Origin of the sequence: Pseudomonas marginalis (assembly GCF_008692035.1) — a bacterium.
GTDB lineage: Bacteria > Pseudomonadota > Gammaproteobacteria > Pseudomonadales > Pseudomonadaceae > Aquipseudomonas > Aquipseudomonas marginalis.
This window is the reverse complement of sequence record NZ_VTFG01000001.1, coordinates 3,939,526-3,951,819: the sequence shown is the minus strand read 5'-3', so window position 1 is coordinate 3,951,819 and position 12,294 is coordinate 3,939,526. Positions and strand designations below refer to the sequence as shown.

Here is a 12,294-nt window from a genome sequence, read left to right as displayed (position 1 = left end):
CGTTGTGGCGCTGAGCCTGGCCTCGCTGGCCATGGCCGATGAAGCGAGCGACAAGCTCGACAACCCCAAGCCGTTGCCCGACGACGTCAGCCTGCCGCTGCCGTGCGAAGGCACTATGGTGTTCCGCTACGCCTATGTGCTGGCCCAAGGGACCTTGGATGACCGCGAGATCAGCCTCGGCTACCCCTTCGCCGAAGGCGAGGCGGGTTACCAGCAGTCATTTATCTCCGGCTACCGCCGCGACTTTATCAACGGCCAGTTCACCCTCAAGGACTTGCCGAAAGACTGGAGCAAAGTCATTGCGCCGTTGATGCCGAAGACCGACGCCAAGACCCCCCTCAAGCCCATGCTGTACTTCATCGGCAAGTACGAAGTGACCGCCCGCCAGTACGCCCAGGTGATGGCCCAGGCGCAATCCCTGGCCAGTGGCGAACCGGCACCGGCGTGCGATGCGCCCACCGGCATGGCCGGGCGTTTGCCCAAGGTGAAGCTGTCGCGCTTTGAGGCTGAGCGCTTCTCGGCGGTGTACAGCGCCTGGCTGATGAAATACCACCGCGATTTGCTGCCGGTGAGCGGTCGTGGGTCGTCGGCGGAAGACGGCGGCCTGGGTTTCGTGCGCCTGCCCACTGAAGTGGAGTGGGAGTTCGCCGCACGCGGTGGCCAGGCGGTGAGTCGCCAGGACTTGGAAGGGCGCCTGTTTCCACGCCGCGTTGAAGGCAGTGAAAGCGATGGCCCGCTGGGTGATTACGCGGTGTTCAACCAGGTCGCCGGCGGTACTGGCCAGGCCGCACGCTTGATGCCTATCGGTACCAAGCTGCCCAACCCCATCGGCATGTTCGACGTGATCGGCAACGCCGCGGAAATGGTCCAGGAGTCCTTCCAGCTGGTGCACGCCGGTCGTCGCCAGGGCACCTACGGCGGCTTTGTGGTCAAGGGCGGCAACTACCTCGAAGGCGAGGGCACGCTGTTTACCGGCATGCGCCGCGAATACCCGCTGTTCGCCGCCGACGGCACCGAGCAGAGCAACGAGACCACGGGTTTTCGCGTGGCAATCGGTGCGTTGTCGGCGCCGCGCTCGCGTTACAAGGAGTTGTTTGCGCAGTGGCAGAAAGAGGGCCGCCTGGCCTCGCTGACCGACGCCATCGATGACGCCCAGGACCCGACCAAGCGCCTGGACAGCATCATCGCCGCCAGCGTCGACCCCAAGCTGCAGGCCGAACTCGGGCTGGTCAATGAAGAACTCAAGCGCAATGTCTCGCTGATCGCCCAGCAACGCGAAGAAGCGGCGGGCAACCTGATTCAGTCGGCCGCGCTGGTGGCCGAGACCATCAGCAACTACAACATCCGCCTGGCCAACCTGCAGAAGAGTCGCCAGCAGGCCCTGGACAACAAGGAAGAGGCCAGCGCGGCACTGTTTGCCACGGCCATCGAAAACGGACGCAGCGCCCTCGATGGCGCGGTGGCGATCTATATCGACAACCTGGCCACCGGCACGCGTTACACCGATGCGGTGATCCAGGCGCAGTTTCAACGGATCAAGGAAGAGTTGGATCGCAAGCCCGTGCTCGGCAAGAGCCTGGTGACGCGCGCAACACTGTTCGTTCGCCATGTCGGCAACTACCGCAAGCAACAGCGGGCCGACCCGGCGACGATCTTGAAGGAATTGCTCGCAGCGAGCGGTCAGCGCTGATCGCTGGCTGTATGGCGAGCTTGGAAGGGACTCAGGCGGCAGTGGCCGTGCTGGGCAAGTCAAACTTAGAAGAGAACACAACCTATGCTTTTTTCCCGTAAGGCGGTTTCCAAGCGTCACTTGCTGCTGATCGCGGCCGGCTTCAGCACTGTGCTGACCGGCTGCGCCACGTCGCCGGCCTCCAAGGTCGCGTCGAGCACCAAGGTCGAGTACTACCCCAACTGCTACGAGCCGGTGCAGCACTTGCGCGCCACCGATTCGAACATGACCAAGTCGGTGGTGACCGGTGCGGCCATCGGCGCGGCCGGCGGTGCCCTGCTCGGCGCCCTGACCGGCGACAAGGAAAAACGTGGCCGTAACGCCGCCATCGGTGCAGCGGGCGGGGCCCTGGCCGGCGGCGCAGCGGGTTACTACACCGAGCGTCAGAAGCAGATCGCCGATGACAACCAGCGCATTGCCTCGTATGCGGCTGACGTGAACAAAAGCGCCTCCGATATCGACCGCAGCACCGCGTACGCCAGGGCGTCCCAGCAGTGCTACCAGAGCGCATTCACCAAGTTGGTGGCGGATCGCAAAGCCAAGACCGTCAACGACACCGAAGGCCGCAAGCGCCTGGCGGAAATCGTCTCGGGCCTGAAGGAATCCAATGACCTGATCGTGGCGGTCAACGGCAAAGCCGCCGAAGACCTGAACAACTACACCCAGGCCTACGAGAAAGACCTGCAGCAGGTCGGCGTACAGCGTGCCGACGTGGTCACCGTGGCCAAGGCCGATGTAACGCCCGTTGTGACGCCGGGCAAGAAGAAAGGTACCGGCACCAAGCCACCGAAAAAGCCACCGCTTCCAACCGTACCAACAGAAGCCGTGAGCACCGAGAAAACCTTCCAGACCGCCCAGACCAAGCAGGATGAAAGCAAGAAGGTCGCCAGCGCCGGTAAAGCGCAGATCGAAGGCACTTGCCGCGATCCTAACCTGGTCGACTGGGCACCGGTGCCTTGCCCTAACGTTTAAGTAACATGCTGCTATAAGTGTCAAACGCCAGCCGATCTTCCGCTAATGCGCAAGATCGGTAGCGTTCTTTTTGCAATTGGTTAAACTGCTGCGGCCACTCAATAATTACACCGAGGCCGTGTGCATGAAATTTCGTCTTCTCCTGTGGGTGCTGGGCCTGATGATGGGCAAAGCCAGCCGCACCAATCCTGCCTTCCAGCAACAGCTGGGTGACAAAGACCTCGCGTTCCAGTTGCAGACCCTCGACGGCAAGGTTGCCCGTCACTTCATCGTCAAGGACCAGCGCATCACCAGTCGCTCGGGTGTCCACCCGGCGCCGGCGTTTGCCATTGCGTTCAAGGATGCGGCCTACGGCTTCGCCACGATGCAGGCGAAGAACAAGCAACTGGCGTTCATGACGGGGATTCAGGACAAGTCGATCCAGATCAAGGGCAACCCGGCGCTGGTGATCTGGTTCCAGGGGTTGACCAAGTATTTGAAGCCGAAGAAAAAGAAGTAGGCTTTCAGGTCGACCGAGTTGGATAGCTATCTGACAGGCGCCAGATTCAGCCCTGGCTGAACTGCGAGGCCAATTCGCGCAGCAGCACCTCGGCATCCAGCACCTTGGCCACGACTTCATCCGCTTTGTCACGGCTCAAGCCCAGACGCTCAAGCAGTTCGTCCGGGATGGTCTCGTCCGGCCCGGACCCAATCCCCCGGCTGCGCAGCAGGCGCACGGCCAGGCACACCAGGTTCGGGTATTCGGCGTATTGCCCATCGTAGGTCGGGTCGTGCTGGAAACGCAGGGCAGTGGACAGCTCGTCCGGCATGTCCCAGTAGCGCATCAGCCAGGCGCCGATCTGCTCGCGGCTGATGCCCAGCAAGTGTTGCTCCACATAGCTGTGGCACAGGTGCGGGTTGACCTCCAGGTGGCGGCAGATCAGCGAGAAGTGCGGCGGGAACACATGGGCCAGCAACAGGTAGCCGAAGTTGTGCAGCAGGCCGGCGAGGTAGGTCAGGCCGGCTTCCGGGCGCTGGGCGCGGGGCATGGCGCGGGTCAGGCCTTCGATCACGGCGGCGGTGTAGATGGACTGGTGCCAGTACGGTGTGGCCTGGTGCGGGTGGTCCTTGGGCAGGCTCAAGGTCTTGCCCAGGGCCAGGCCCAAGGCGAGGTTGATCACCAGGTCAAAACCCAGCACGCGCACGATGGCGTCTTCCACCGAGCGGATCTTGCCCGGCGATGCGTAGTACGGCGATGCGGCCCAGCTCACCACCTGGGCGGCCAGGGCCGGGTCGGTTTCGACCACGCCGGTGATGTCGTCGATGGTGGCATTGGGGTCGACGCGCAGCTTGATGATCTTCTGGGCGGTGTCGGCCAGCGGTGGAATCTCGATGGTCGCTTCCAGGCGTTGCTGGATGCGGCGGGCGGTAAACGCCTGCATCGCCTGGGTGATTTCCTCACGGTCATCATTGGGGCGGTCGAGGTTCGGGCGGATGTTGCTCAGCGGTTCACCGAACTGGGCGGCGCTGGCCTTGGTGAGCATGGTCTTGAACGCGTCGCTGGCGATTTCCAGCAGCAGCCCGGCTTCACCTGAATGCACCAGCAGGCTCGGTTCGTCGAGCAGGCTGCCTTCGTACAGGCACGGTGAACTGGTGAGTGCCGGCAGGCCCGGCAGCAGGCTCAGGTCGTGCTTGCCCAGCATGCGCGCGACGCGCTCCGGCGACACGGCCGTAAGGCGGCGACCCGTGAGTTCGGTGAGGCGGTTGAGGTCCAGCAGCTGGTTCTGCGGGAACAGCACCATCAGGGCGCCCACCGCGTCTTCCAGCAAGACGGCCTGGACTTTTTGCGCAGGATTCAGGCCCGGATGTTCGGTGACTTCCGTGTAGCTGATGGCGAGTTTTGCGAGCAAAGCCCGAATGACCGGCGGGGCGGTCAATGGGGCTGTGGCGTGGGCAACTTCTGACATGGCCTGATCCAATTTCTTACAGTCACCGAAGTATAACCAGCTTGATACACCTGTAGGTCGGATAAGTGAGGCAGGCGTCACACTTGGCCGTATTGCTGCCCATGGCGCAGCCAGCGATCCAGCAGCGGGCTGATGTGATCCGGCCAGCGCTCCAGCAATGCCTGCGCTGCATCGCGCACGGCGGGCAGCAGGTCGGCGTCGCGCATCAGGTCGGCGACCTTGAACTGCAGCAGGCCGGTCTGGCGGGTGCCGAGCATTTCGCCGGGGCCGCGCAGTTCAAGGTCTTTTTCGGCGATGACAAAACCGTCGTTGGTCTCGCGCATGATGCCCAGGCGTTGGCGGCCGATCTGCGACAACGGCGGGTGGTAGAGCAGCACGCAGTGGCTGGCGGCACTGCCTCGGCCAACACGGCCGCGCAATTGGTGCAATTGCGCCAGGCCCAGGCGCTCGGGGTTTTCGATGATCATCAGGCTGGCGTTGGGCACGTCCACGCCCACTTCAATCACGGTGGTAGCGACCAGCAGCTGCAGGTTACCGGCCTTGAATTCAGCCATCACCGCGGCCTTTTCGACGGGCTTCATGCGCCCATGGATCAGCCCGACCTTGAGTTCCCCCAGGGCGCTGGTGAGGTCTTCATAGGTGGTCTCGGCGGCCTGGCAGGTCAGCTCCTCGGACTCTTCGATCAGTGTGCACACCCAGTACGCCTGGCGGCCTTCGGCGCAGGCGCCGCGCACACGCTCGATCACTTCGACGCGCCGGGTGTCGGTGACCAGCACGGTGTTGACCGGTGTGCGGCCGGGGGGCAGTTCGTCGAGGATCGAAGTGTCGAGGTCGGCGTAGGCGCTCATGGCCAGGGTGCGCGGGATCGGGGTGGCGGTCATGATCAACTGGTGCGGGTTCATGCGCCCGCCCACGCCTTTCTGGCGCAGGGCCAGGCGCTGTTGCACGCCGAAGCGGTGCTGTTCGTCGATAATCACCAGGGCCAGGTTCTTGAACTGCACTTCGTCCTGGAACAGCGCATGGGTGCCCACCACCATCGGTGCACCGGCGGCGATCTGTTCCAGCGCGGCCGCGCGCGTCTTGCCCTTGAGCTTGCCGGCCAGCCACGCGACTTCCAGGCCCAGGGGCTCGAGCCAGCGCTTGAACGTGATGAAGTGCTGCTCGGCGAGGATCTCGGTGGGCGCCATCAGCGCCACCTGGTAACCGGCTTCCAGGGCTTGCAGGGCGGCGAGGGCGGCGACCACGGTCTTGCCCGCGCCCACGTCGCCCTGGATCAGGCGCAGCATCGGCTCGTGCTGGCTGAGGTCGTAGGCGATTTCATTGCCCACGCGCTGCTGGGCACCGGTCGGCGCAAAGCCGAGGTTGGCCAGGTATTGCGCAGGCAGGCGCGTGGCCTTGGGCATGGCCGGCGCACGCAGGGAGCGCATGCTTTCGCGCAGGCGTTGCTGGGACAGTTGGTGAGTCAGCAGCTCCTCGAAGGCCAGGCGGTGCTGGGCCCAGTGATGACCCAGGGCCAGTTCGTCGACATCGGCGTCCGCAGGGGGGTGATGCAGGTAGCGGATCGCATCGGCCAGTGGCGCCAGTTGGTAGTCGCGGGCCAGTTCCAGGGGCAGCCAGTCGGGCAGGCTCTGCGGGCCAAGCATGCCCAGGGTCTGCATGCACAATTGGCGCAGGCGCTGTTGGGTCAGGCCTTCGGTGAGCGGGTAGATCGGCGTGAGGGTGGTGTCCACCGGCGGCGGTTCGTCACCGGTAATGGCACGGTATTCCGGGTGGTAGATCTCCAGGCCCGAGGCGCCGGGGCGCGCTTCGCCGTAGCAGCGCACGCGGGTGCCGCGCTTGAGGCCTTCCTTCTGTGCGTTACTGAAATGGTAGAAACGCAGGCTCAGGCCGCCGGTGCCATCCTGCAGGCGCACCACCAGACTGCGGCGCTTGCCCATCACCACATCGGCGCCGCTGACGGTGCCTTCGACCACGGCATCCTGCCCGGGACGCAGTTGGCCGATGGGCACCACGCGAGTGCGGTCCTGATAGCGCAGGGGCAGGTGGAACAGCACGTCCTGGAGGTTTTCCAGGCCGACCTTGGCCAGCTTCTCGGCCATGGCCTCGCCGACACCCTTGAGTGCCGTCACCGACACCTGCGACAGCTCAGTCATACGTTTACTTAGCTCGCAGCAGGCGGCTTGGCCACCGAACACAGGCGGATCGAGTCGGCGAGGATCTCAATGGCTTTGGGCCGTGGGAAGCTGGCGCGCCAGGCAATCGCCACGGTACGGAACGGCACCGGCGGCGTCAGTGGACGCACTTCGATCACGCCGGGGGCGTAGTGATGGCTGTCCACTGCCGACAGCGGCAGGATCGAGATACCCAGGCCGGAAGCGACCATATGCCGGATGGTTTCCAGGGAGCTGGATTCCACGGTGGTGTGCTTGGCGCCGTCGTTGCCTTTGGTCAGGGTCGGGCAGGCTTCCAGCACCTGGTCGCGGAAGCAGTGGCCTTCGCCGAGCAACAGCAGGCTCTTGTCGTTGAGCAGGCCGGCGTCGATGGTGTCTTTTTGCGTCCACGGATGGGAGGCGGGCATCAGCACGTAGAACGGCTCGTCGTAGAGCGGCAGGGTCAACACATCCGCTTCGTTGAACGGCAGGGCGATGATGATCGCGTCCAGCTCGCCGTTGCGCAGTTTGTCGCGCAGCACGTGGGTGAAGTTTTCTTCGATATACAGCGGCATCTGCGGCGCGACGCGGTGCAGTTGCGGGATCAGGTGCGGGAACAGGTACGGGCCGACGGTATAGATGGCGCCGACTTTCAGCGGTGCAGTCAGCTGGTTCTTACCGGCCTGGGCCAGTTCACGAATGCTTTGCGCCTGTTCCAGCACCTTCTGGGCCTGGGCAACGATGCCTTCGCCCACTGGGGTGAGGCGCACGGCGCTTTTGCTGCGCTCGAAAATCAGCACACCGAGTTCGTCTTCAAGCTTTTTCACGCCCACCGACAGCGTCGGCTGGCTGACGTGGCAGCGTTCGGCCGCGTGGCCAAAGTGCTGCTCTTGGGCGAGGGTAACGATGTAGCGTAATTCTGTAAGAGTCATAGCGGGCGTCCATGAGGTTGCGGGCCAAGCATACCGGCTGCAATCGATAGACGCACGTTATCAGAACTTTGCTGGGGATTGAGCGGGGAATGCGCGGGATTTTGCTGAGAGTGGCGAGGGGTGTCCCTCGCCACCATCATTTTCAGCGACGACGTTTTTCGATGTTGTACACGAACGGTGCAACGATCTCGATGCTGCCGCCCTTGAGCATGTCGGCCGGCGGCTTGGGCAGCGGCTGGGCACGACGGATCATGTCCAGGGTGGCGCGGTCCAGGTCGGCGTTGCCGGAACGCCCCACCAACTCGTAGGACAGCACGTTACCGTCGCCATCCACCACGAACTTCAGGCGGTTCAGGCCTTCCTTGCCACGGGCCTGGGCACCTGGCGGGTACTTCTTGTACTTCTGCAAGTGTGCCAGCAGGGTGCCTTCCCAGGACGCTTTGGCGGCGATCTGTTGCGGCGACGGGCCAGGTACGGGCTGGGCCGATTTTTCAGCCGGTGCCTTGGTGGGCGGAGCGTCGCTCGGCGGGTCCTCGGAGGGTTTCTCCTTGGGCGGCTCGATCTTTTTCTCCACCGGCTTGGGCGGCTGCGGTTTAGGCTTGGGCTTGACCGGCTTGGGCACCTGGATCGTTGGCTTGGGCGCCTCGGCCAGTTTCGGCAGGGGCAGCTCTTCCACCGGTGCAGGCGGTTGCGGCGGCGTTACCACTTTCGGCGGCGCCGGCGGCGGCGGTGCAGGCATCGGGGCCAGGTCGATGACCATGGCCGCTGGCGGCAACTGCACCGTGCGCGGCGCTGACCAGTGGAGCGCGATGGCAATCGCGACGGCATGCACGCCCAGCACGACGGCGAGGCTGGTGCCATAACGCGTCAGTTTGTGGCGCGTCGTGATCATTTCTTGGCTGCCGTCTCAAGTCCGACCAGGCCTACCTTGAGGTAGCCGGCTGCCCGCAGGGCATCCATCACGCTCATCAGGTCGCCGTAGTCCACGCCTTTGTCGGCCTGGAAGAAGATCGTCGTGTCCTTCTTGCCTTGGGTCTTGGCATCGAGCACCGGCCCCAGGGTTTCGGCCTTGACTTCTTCTTCGCCCAGGAACAGGCGTTGGTCCGCCTTGACGCTGAGGAAGATCGGTTTCTCCGGCCGCGGCGCAGGCTTGGCGCTGGAGGCGGGCAGGTCAACCTTGATGTCCACGGTGGCCAATGGAGCGGCCACCATGAAGATGATCAGCAGCACGAGCATCACGTCGATAAACGGCGTGACGTTGATTTCGTGGTTCTCGACGAGTTCGTCGTCGCCTTGATTCAAATGCAGGCCCATGGCCGATTACCCCACTTTCACCATGTGCGGTTGCGAGCTGCGCTCGGTAGGCAGGTGATCGAGGTCGCGGCTGACCAGCAGCAGGACTTCTGCCGACGCATCCGATACCTGGGCCTTGTAGCCGGCAATCGAACGGGCGAAGACGTTGTAGATCACTACCGCAGGAATCGCGGCGACCAGGCCCAGGGCGGTTGCCAGCAGGGCTTCGGCGATGCCGGGGGCGACGACGGCGAGGTTGGTGGTCTGGGTTTTGGCGATGCCGATGAAGCTGTTCATGATGCCCCAGACGGTACCGAACAGGCCGACGAACGGCGCGGTGGAGCCGATGGTCGCCAGCACGCCGGTGCCGCTGCTCATGTTACGGCCGCAGGCTGCAACCAGGCGTTCCAGGCGGAACGCCACGCGCTCCTTGATGCCTTCTTTTTCACGGGTGTTGGCCGACAGGCGCATTTCTTCCAGTGCGTCGTGCACCAGGGTGTTTGCCAGGGTGCCTTTCTTGGTCGCGCTTTCGCTGGCTTCCTTGAGGGTGGTGGCTTTCTTCAGGTGGACGATTTCAGCGCGCAGACGGCGCTTGGCACCCAGCAGCTCGAAGCCTTTGGCGATCCAGATGGTCCAGGTAATGATCGACGCGATGGCCAGGCCGATCATCACGGCTTTCACCACCACGTCAGCATTCTGGTACATACCCCATGGCGACAGGTCGTGGGCCATGCCCAGGGTGTTGTCTTCTTCCAGCACGACACCGGTTTCGTCGGCGGCGGCTGGGGATGCAGCCTGGGCCGGGTCGGTGGCCGCGGGGGCAGCAGCGGGTGCGGTTGGAGCCGCAGCATTGTGCTCGGCGGCGGCCGGGGTAGCCGGGGCGGTGGCATCAGCGAATGCGGCGGTCGGCGCCAGCAGTACGCTGAACAGCATCGCAGCAATCGCACGCCAGGCGCGGGATGGGCTGTGAAGCGTGGTTGGCGAAGCGGGGGTTGTATTACGTGTCATGCTGGCCGGACCTGAGAGAAGAAAATGAGTGATCGTCCTTCCAGACCCAAAGGGGTCGAGGACAAATGGGCGGTTATTATTGCAAGTAATTCTTGTTAACAGAAGTAATACAGTAACTTTATTTGCCCTTTTTCTGGCCGCCGGTCTGCTGCGAGGGCTAATCTAGACCTTTAAGAACGGAGTTTTATGATGTCTGTGCCTTCTGTTGTGATTGCCGGATGTGGCGATGTGGGTAGTCGGCTGGCTAGCCAATTGCTGGCCTCGGAATGGGAGGTTCATGGCCTGCGGCGCGATATTTCGCGCCTGCCCGAGGGGGTGATCGGCATTGCCGGCGACCTGTTCAACAAGGATTGCCCTGACACCTGGCCGATCGGCGGGGTGGATTACCTGGTGTACTGCGCCGCCGCCACCGACCACGATGAGGCCGGTTATCGCGCCGCTTACGTGCAAGGTCTGCAGCACGTGCTGGAGTGGCTGAAGGATTACGGCCAGGAGCCCAAGCACCTGCTGTTTGTATCCAGCAGCAGTGTGTACGGGCAGCAGAATGGCGAGTGGGTCGACGAAACCTCCGAAACACAGGCCAAGGGTTATTCCGGGCAAGTCATGCTGGAGGCCGAGCAGGTGGCACTTAACAGTGGCATTCCTGCGAGCGTCGTGCGGTTGACCGGCATTTACGGTCCTGGTCGCGAATGGCTGCTGACCCAGGTGCGCCAGGGGTACCGTGTAGCGCTTGATCCACCTTTATATGGCAACCGTATACACGCCGATGATGCGGCGGGCTTGCTGGCATTTTTGCTACGCCACGTGGAGCAGGGCGGTTCGCTGGATAAGGTCTATATCGGCGTCGATGACGCACCGGCGCCCTTGGCCGAGGTGGTGGCCTGGCTGCGTGACTACCTGGGCGTCACTGAGTGGTCCGAGGACGCGAGTGTGCGGCGTGCGGGCAGCAAGCAATGCAGCAATGCCCGGATAAAGGCGCTGGGGTGGACGCCCACGTATGCGAGCTACCGCGAAGGGTACGCAGCCATTCTTAAAGGCTGAAATGCGGTTAAAAATGTGGGTGATGACTGCTATTGCTTTTCAAGCAGCCATTGACGCGGCCCGGGAGTGAACTGAGGCACTTCGTCCGCCTGTGCGGTGTTGATCGCCTGGAAGATCTCCAGCTGCTTGCCTTTGCGCATGAAGATCCACGGGTTGCCCACGCCGTTGAGCTGCAGCCACATGCTGTCGTAGCCGCCGCTCATGGAGGCACAGTCACCGGCCAGGCACAGAGAGTACCGATCAACATTGGGCAGACCGGCGACCTTGCCGTCAGGCTGGAACTGGACGGTGGCACCGTTGCCGAAGCCGTCGGTGATCTTCCAGTCGCCGCCCATATAGGCTGCGTACAGGGCGCGTTCGAAGTTGGCACCCAGCGGCGCACCGTCCGGTGCAGGTTCCTTGGCGCGGGCAAAGAGCTGCTCGGGCTCGTTGTCGTTGGCCACTTGCAGCAGTTGCCTGCCTTTGCGCTTGAGTTCAGTGGCGGAGCTGCCGTAGAAGTCGACGCTCCAGGCACCGGACTGTTCGCCGAGCAACTTGCCTTCGGCGACTTCAAAACCGTTGTAGTAACGTGCCTGCGAAGCCTTGGGGTTGACCTCCCACTCGAGGTTCGGGCCATAGCTTTGCAGCGCTTCACGCAAAGGGCCGCCCTTGGCTGCCGCATCGATGGCGACCTGGTTGATCCAGGTGCCGCTCACATCCTGGTTGGCAGGGTTGCTGGCGCAGCCGCCGAGCAACAGGGCGAGCAACGAAGAGGCTACAAGCGCTTTGCGCATCATGAAATCCTTTTAAAACGAAGTCGGCGCAGCCTGTGGAGGCTGCGCCGGGTGTTTTACTCGATGACCAGAATTGCGTCCATCTCAACCTGCGCGCCCTTTGGCAGGGCGGCCACACCAATGGCGGCACGGGCTGGGTACGGTTGTTCGAAGTACTTGCCCATGATCTCGTTGACCTTGGCGAAGTGGCTCAGGTCGGTGAGGAAGATGTTCAGCTTGACGATGTCCTTGAACGAGCCGCCGGCAGCTTCGGCCACGGACTTGAGGTTTTCGAAGACCTGTACGGTCTGGGCTTCGAAGCCTTCCACCAGTTCCATGGTCTTTGGGTCCAGCGGAATCTGGCCGGACATGTAGACGGTGTTGCCCGCCTTGATGGCCTGGGAGTAAGTACCGATGGCGGCTGGGGCCTTGTCGCTGGTGATAACGGTCTTGGTCATGAATGACTCCTTG

General features: G+C 63.2%; 12 protein-coding genes. 4 read left to right on the top strand and 8 right to left on the bottom strand.

Translation table 11 applies throughout. The features are described from left to right. Positions 1-31: 31 nt before the first annotated feature. From FX984_RS18605 to FX984_RS18595, 3 genes are all read left to right on the top strand, one after another. Positions 32-1,690 (top strand): formylglycine-generating enzyme family protein, encoded by a 1,659-nt coding sequence (locus tag FX984_RS18605; RefSeq protein ID WP_223841654.1) that lies wholly within the window; start codon positions 32-34, stop codon positions 1,688-1,690. An 84-nt stretch (positions 1,691-1,774) separates the two neighbouring features. Then, positions 1,775-2,701, top strand: coding sequence for a type VI secretion system-associated lipoprotein TagQ (gene tagQ, locus FX984_RS18600; RefSeq protein WP_027608277.1), 927 nt, complete (start codon positions 1,775-1,777; stop codon positions 2,699-2,701). 124 nt (positions 2,702-2,825) lie between these two features. After that, a complete protein-coding gene (locus FX984_RS18595; protein ID WP_003195530.1) occupies positions 2,826-3,200 on the top strand; it encodes a hypothetical protein in 375 nt (124 codons plus the stop codon). A gap of 46 nt (positions 3,201-3,246) precedes the next feature. On the opposite strand, the gene FX984_RS18590 is transcribed toward FX984_RS18595, so the two are convergent. From FX984_RS18590 to exbB, 6 genes are all read right to left on the bottom strand, one after another. Continuing rightward, entirely contained in the window at positions 3,247-4,647 is a 1,401-nt protein-coding gene (locus FX984_RS18590) for an aminoacyl-tRNA deacylase and HDOD domain-containing protein (RefSeq protein WP_092355875.1), read from the bottom strand. Between the two features lie 77 nt (positions 4,648-4,724). After that, positions 4,725-6,800, bottom strand: coding sequence for an ATP-dependent DNA helicase RecG (gene recG / locus FX984_RS18585; protein WP_146476962.1), 2,076 nt, complete (start codon positions 6,798-6,800; stop codon positions 4,725-4,727). Positions 6,801-6,808: 8 nt separating this feature from the next. Then, complete coding sequence (locus tag FX984_RS18580) at positions 6,809-7,729, bottom strand: hydrogen peroxide-inducible genes activator (RefSeq protein ID WP_015886540.1); 921 nt, start codon at positions 7,727-7,729, stop codon at positions 6,809-6,811. A 142-nt stretch (positions 7,730-7,871) separates the two neighbouring features. After that, complete coding sequence (locus tag FX984_RS18575) at positions 7,872-8,621, bottom strand: TonB family protein (protein WP_027608280.1); 750 nt, start codon at positions 8,619-8,621, stop codon at positions 7,872-7,874. Continuing rightward, positions 8,618-9,043: a TonB system transport protein ExbD gene (gene exbD / locus FX984_RS18570; protein ID WP_003195519.1), complete on the bottom strand. Its 426-nt coding sequence runs from the start codon at positions 9,041-9,043 to the stop codon at positions 8,618-8,620. The genes FX984_RS18575 and exbD overlap by 4 nt, the downstream gene beginning before the upstream one ends. Before the next feature lie 6 nt (positions 9,044-9,049). After that, on the bottom strand, positions 9,050-10,030 hold the full coding sequence (exbB, locus tag FX984_RS18565; protein WP_027608281.1) for a tonB-system energizer ExbB: 981 nt from the start codon (positions 10,028-10,030) through the stop codon (positions 9,050-9,052). A 189-nt stretch (positions 10,031-10,219) separates the two neighbouring features. Here exbB and FX984_RS18560 point away from each other — a divergent pair, with 189 nt between their 5' ends. After that, on the top strand, positions 10,220-11,071 hold the full coding sequence (locus FX984_RS18560; protein ID WP_098480716.1) for an SDR family oxidoreductase: 852 nt from the start codon (positions 10,220-10,222) through the stop codon (positions 11,069-11,071). A gap of 29 nt (positions 11,072-11,100) precedes the next feature. On the opposite strand, the gene FX984_RS18555 is transcribed toward FX984_RS18560, so the two are convergent. After that, a complete protein-coding gene (locus FX984_RS18555) occupies positions 11,101-11,844 on the bottom strand; it encodes a hypothetical protein (protein ID WP_092355863.1) in 744 nt (247 codons plus the stop codon). A gap of 56 nt (positions 11,845-11,900) precedes the next feature. Then, positions 11,901-12,281 (bottom strand): RidA family protein, encoded by a 381-nt coding sequence (locus FX984_RS18550; RefSeq protein ID WP_003176922.1) that lies wholly within the window; start codon positions 12,279-12,281, stop codon positions 11,901-11,903. Between the last annotated feature and the right edge of the window lie 13 nt (positions 12,282-12,294).

Excerpts from the sequence above, each read along its gene's own strand:
- FX984_RS18605 (WP_223841654.1), top strand. The coding sequence starts at position 32 with ATGGCCGATGAAGCGAGCGACAAGCTCGACAACCCCAAGCCGTTGCCC.
- tagQ (WP_027608277.1), top strand. The coding sequence starts at position 1,775 with ATGCTTTTTTCCCGTAAGGCGGTTTCCAAGCGTCACTTGCTGCTGATC.
- FX984_RS18595 (WP_003195530.1), top strand. The coding sequence starts at position 2,826 with ATGAAATTTCGTCTTCTCCTGTGGGTGCTGGGCCTGATGATGGGCAAA.
- FX984_RS18590 (WP_092355875.1), bottom strand. The coding sequence starts at position 4,647 with ATGTCAGAAGTTGCCCACGCCACAGCCCCATTGACCGCCCCGCCGGTC.
- recG (WP_146476962.1), bottom strand. The coding sequence starts at position 6,800 with ATGACTGAGCTGTCGCAGGTGTCGGTGACGGCACTCAAGGGTGTCGGC.
- FX984_RS18580 (WP_015886540.1), bottom strand. The coding sequence starts at position 7,729 with ATGACTCTTACAGAATTACGCTACATCGTTACCCTCGCCCAAGAGCAG.
- FX984_RS18575 (WP_027608280.1), bottom strand. The coding sequence starts at position 8,621 with ATGATCACGACGCGCCACAAACTGACGCGTTATGGCACCAGCCTCGCC.
- exbD (WP_003195519.1), bottom strand. The coding sequence starts at position 9,043 with ATGGGCCTGCATTTGAATCAAGGCGACGACGAACTCGTCGAGAACCAC.
- exbB (WP_027608281.1), bottom strand. The coding sequence starts at position 10,030 with ATGACACGTAATACAACCCCCGCTTCGCCAACCACGCTTCACAGCCCA.
- FX984_RS18560 (WP_098480716.1), top strand. The coding sequence starts at position 10,220 with ATGTCTGTGCCTTCTGTTGTGATTGCCGGATGTGGCGATGTGGGTAGT.
- FX984_RS18555 (WP_092355863.1), bottom strand. The coding sequence starts at position 11,844 with ATGCGCAAAGCGCTTGTAGCCTCTTCGTTGCTCGCCCTGTTGCTCGGC.
- FX984_RS18550 (WP_003176922.1), bottom strand. The coding sequence starts at position 12,281 with ATGACCAAGACCGTTATCACCAGCGACAAGGCCCCAGCCGCCATCGGT.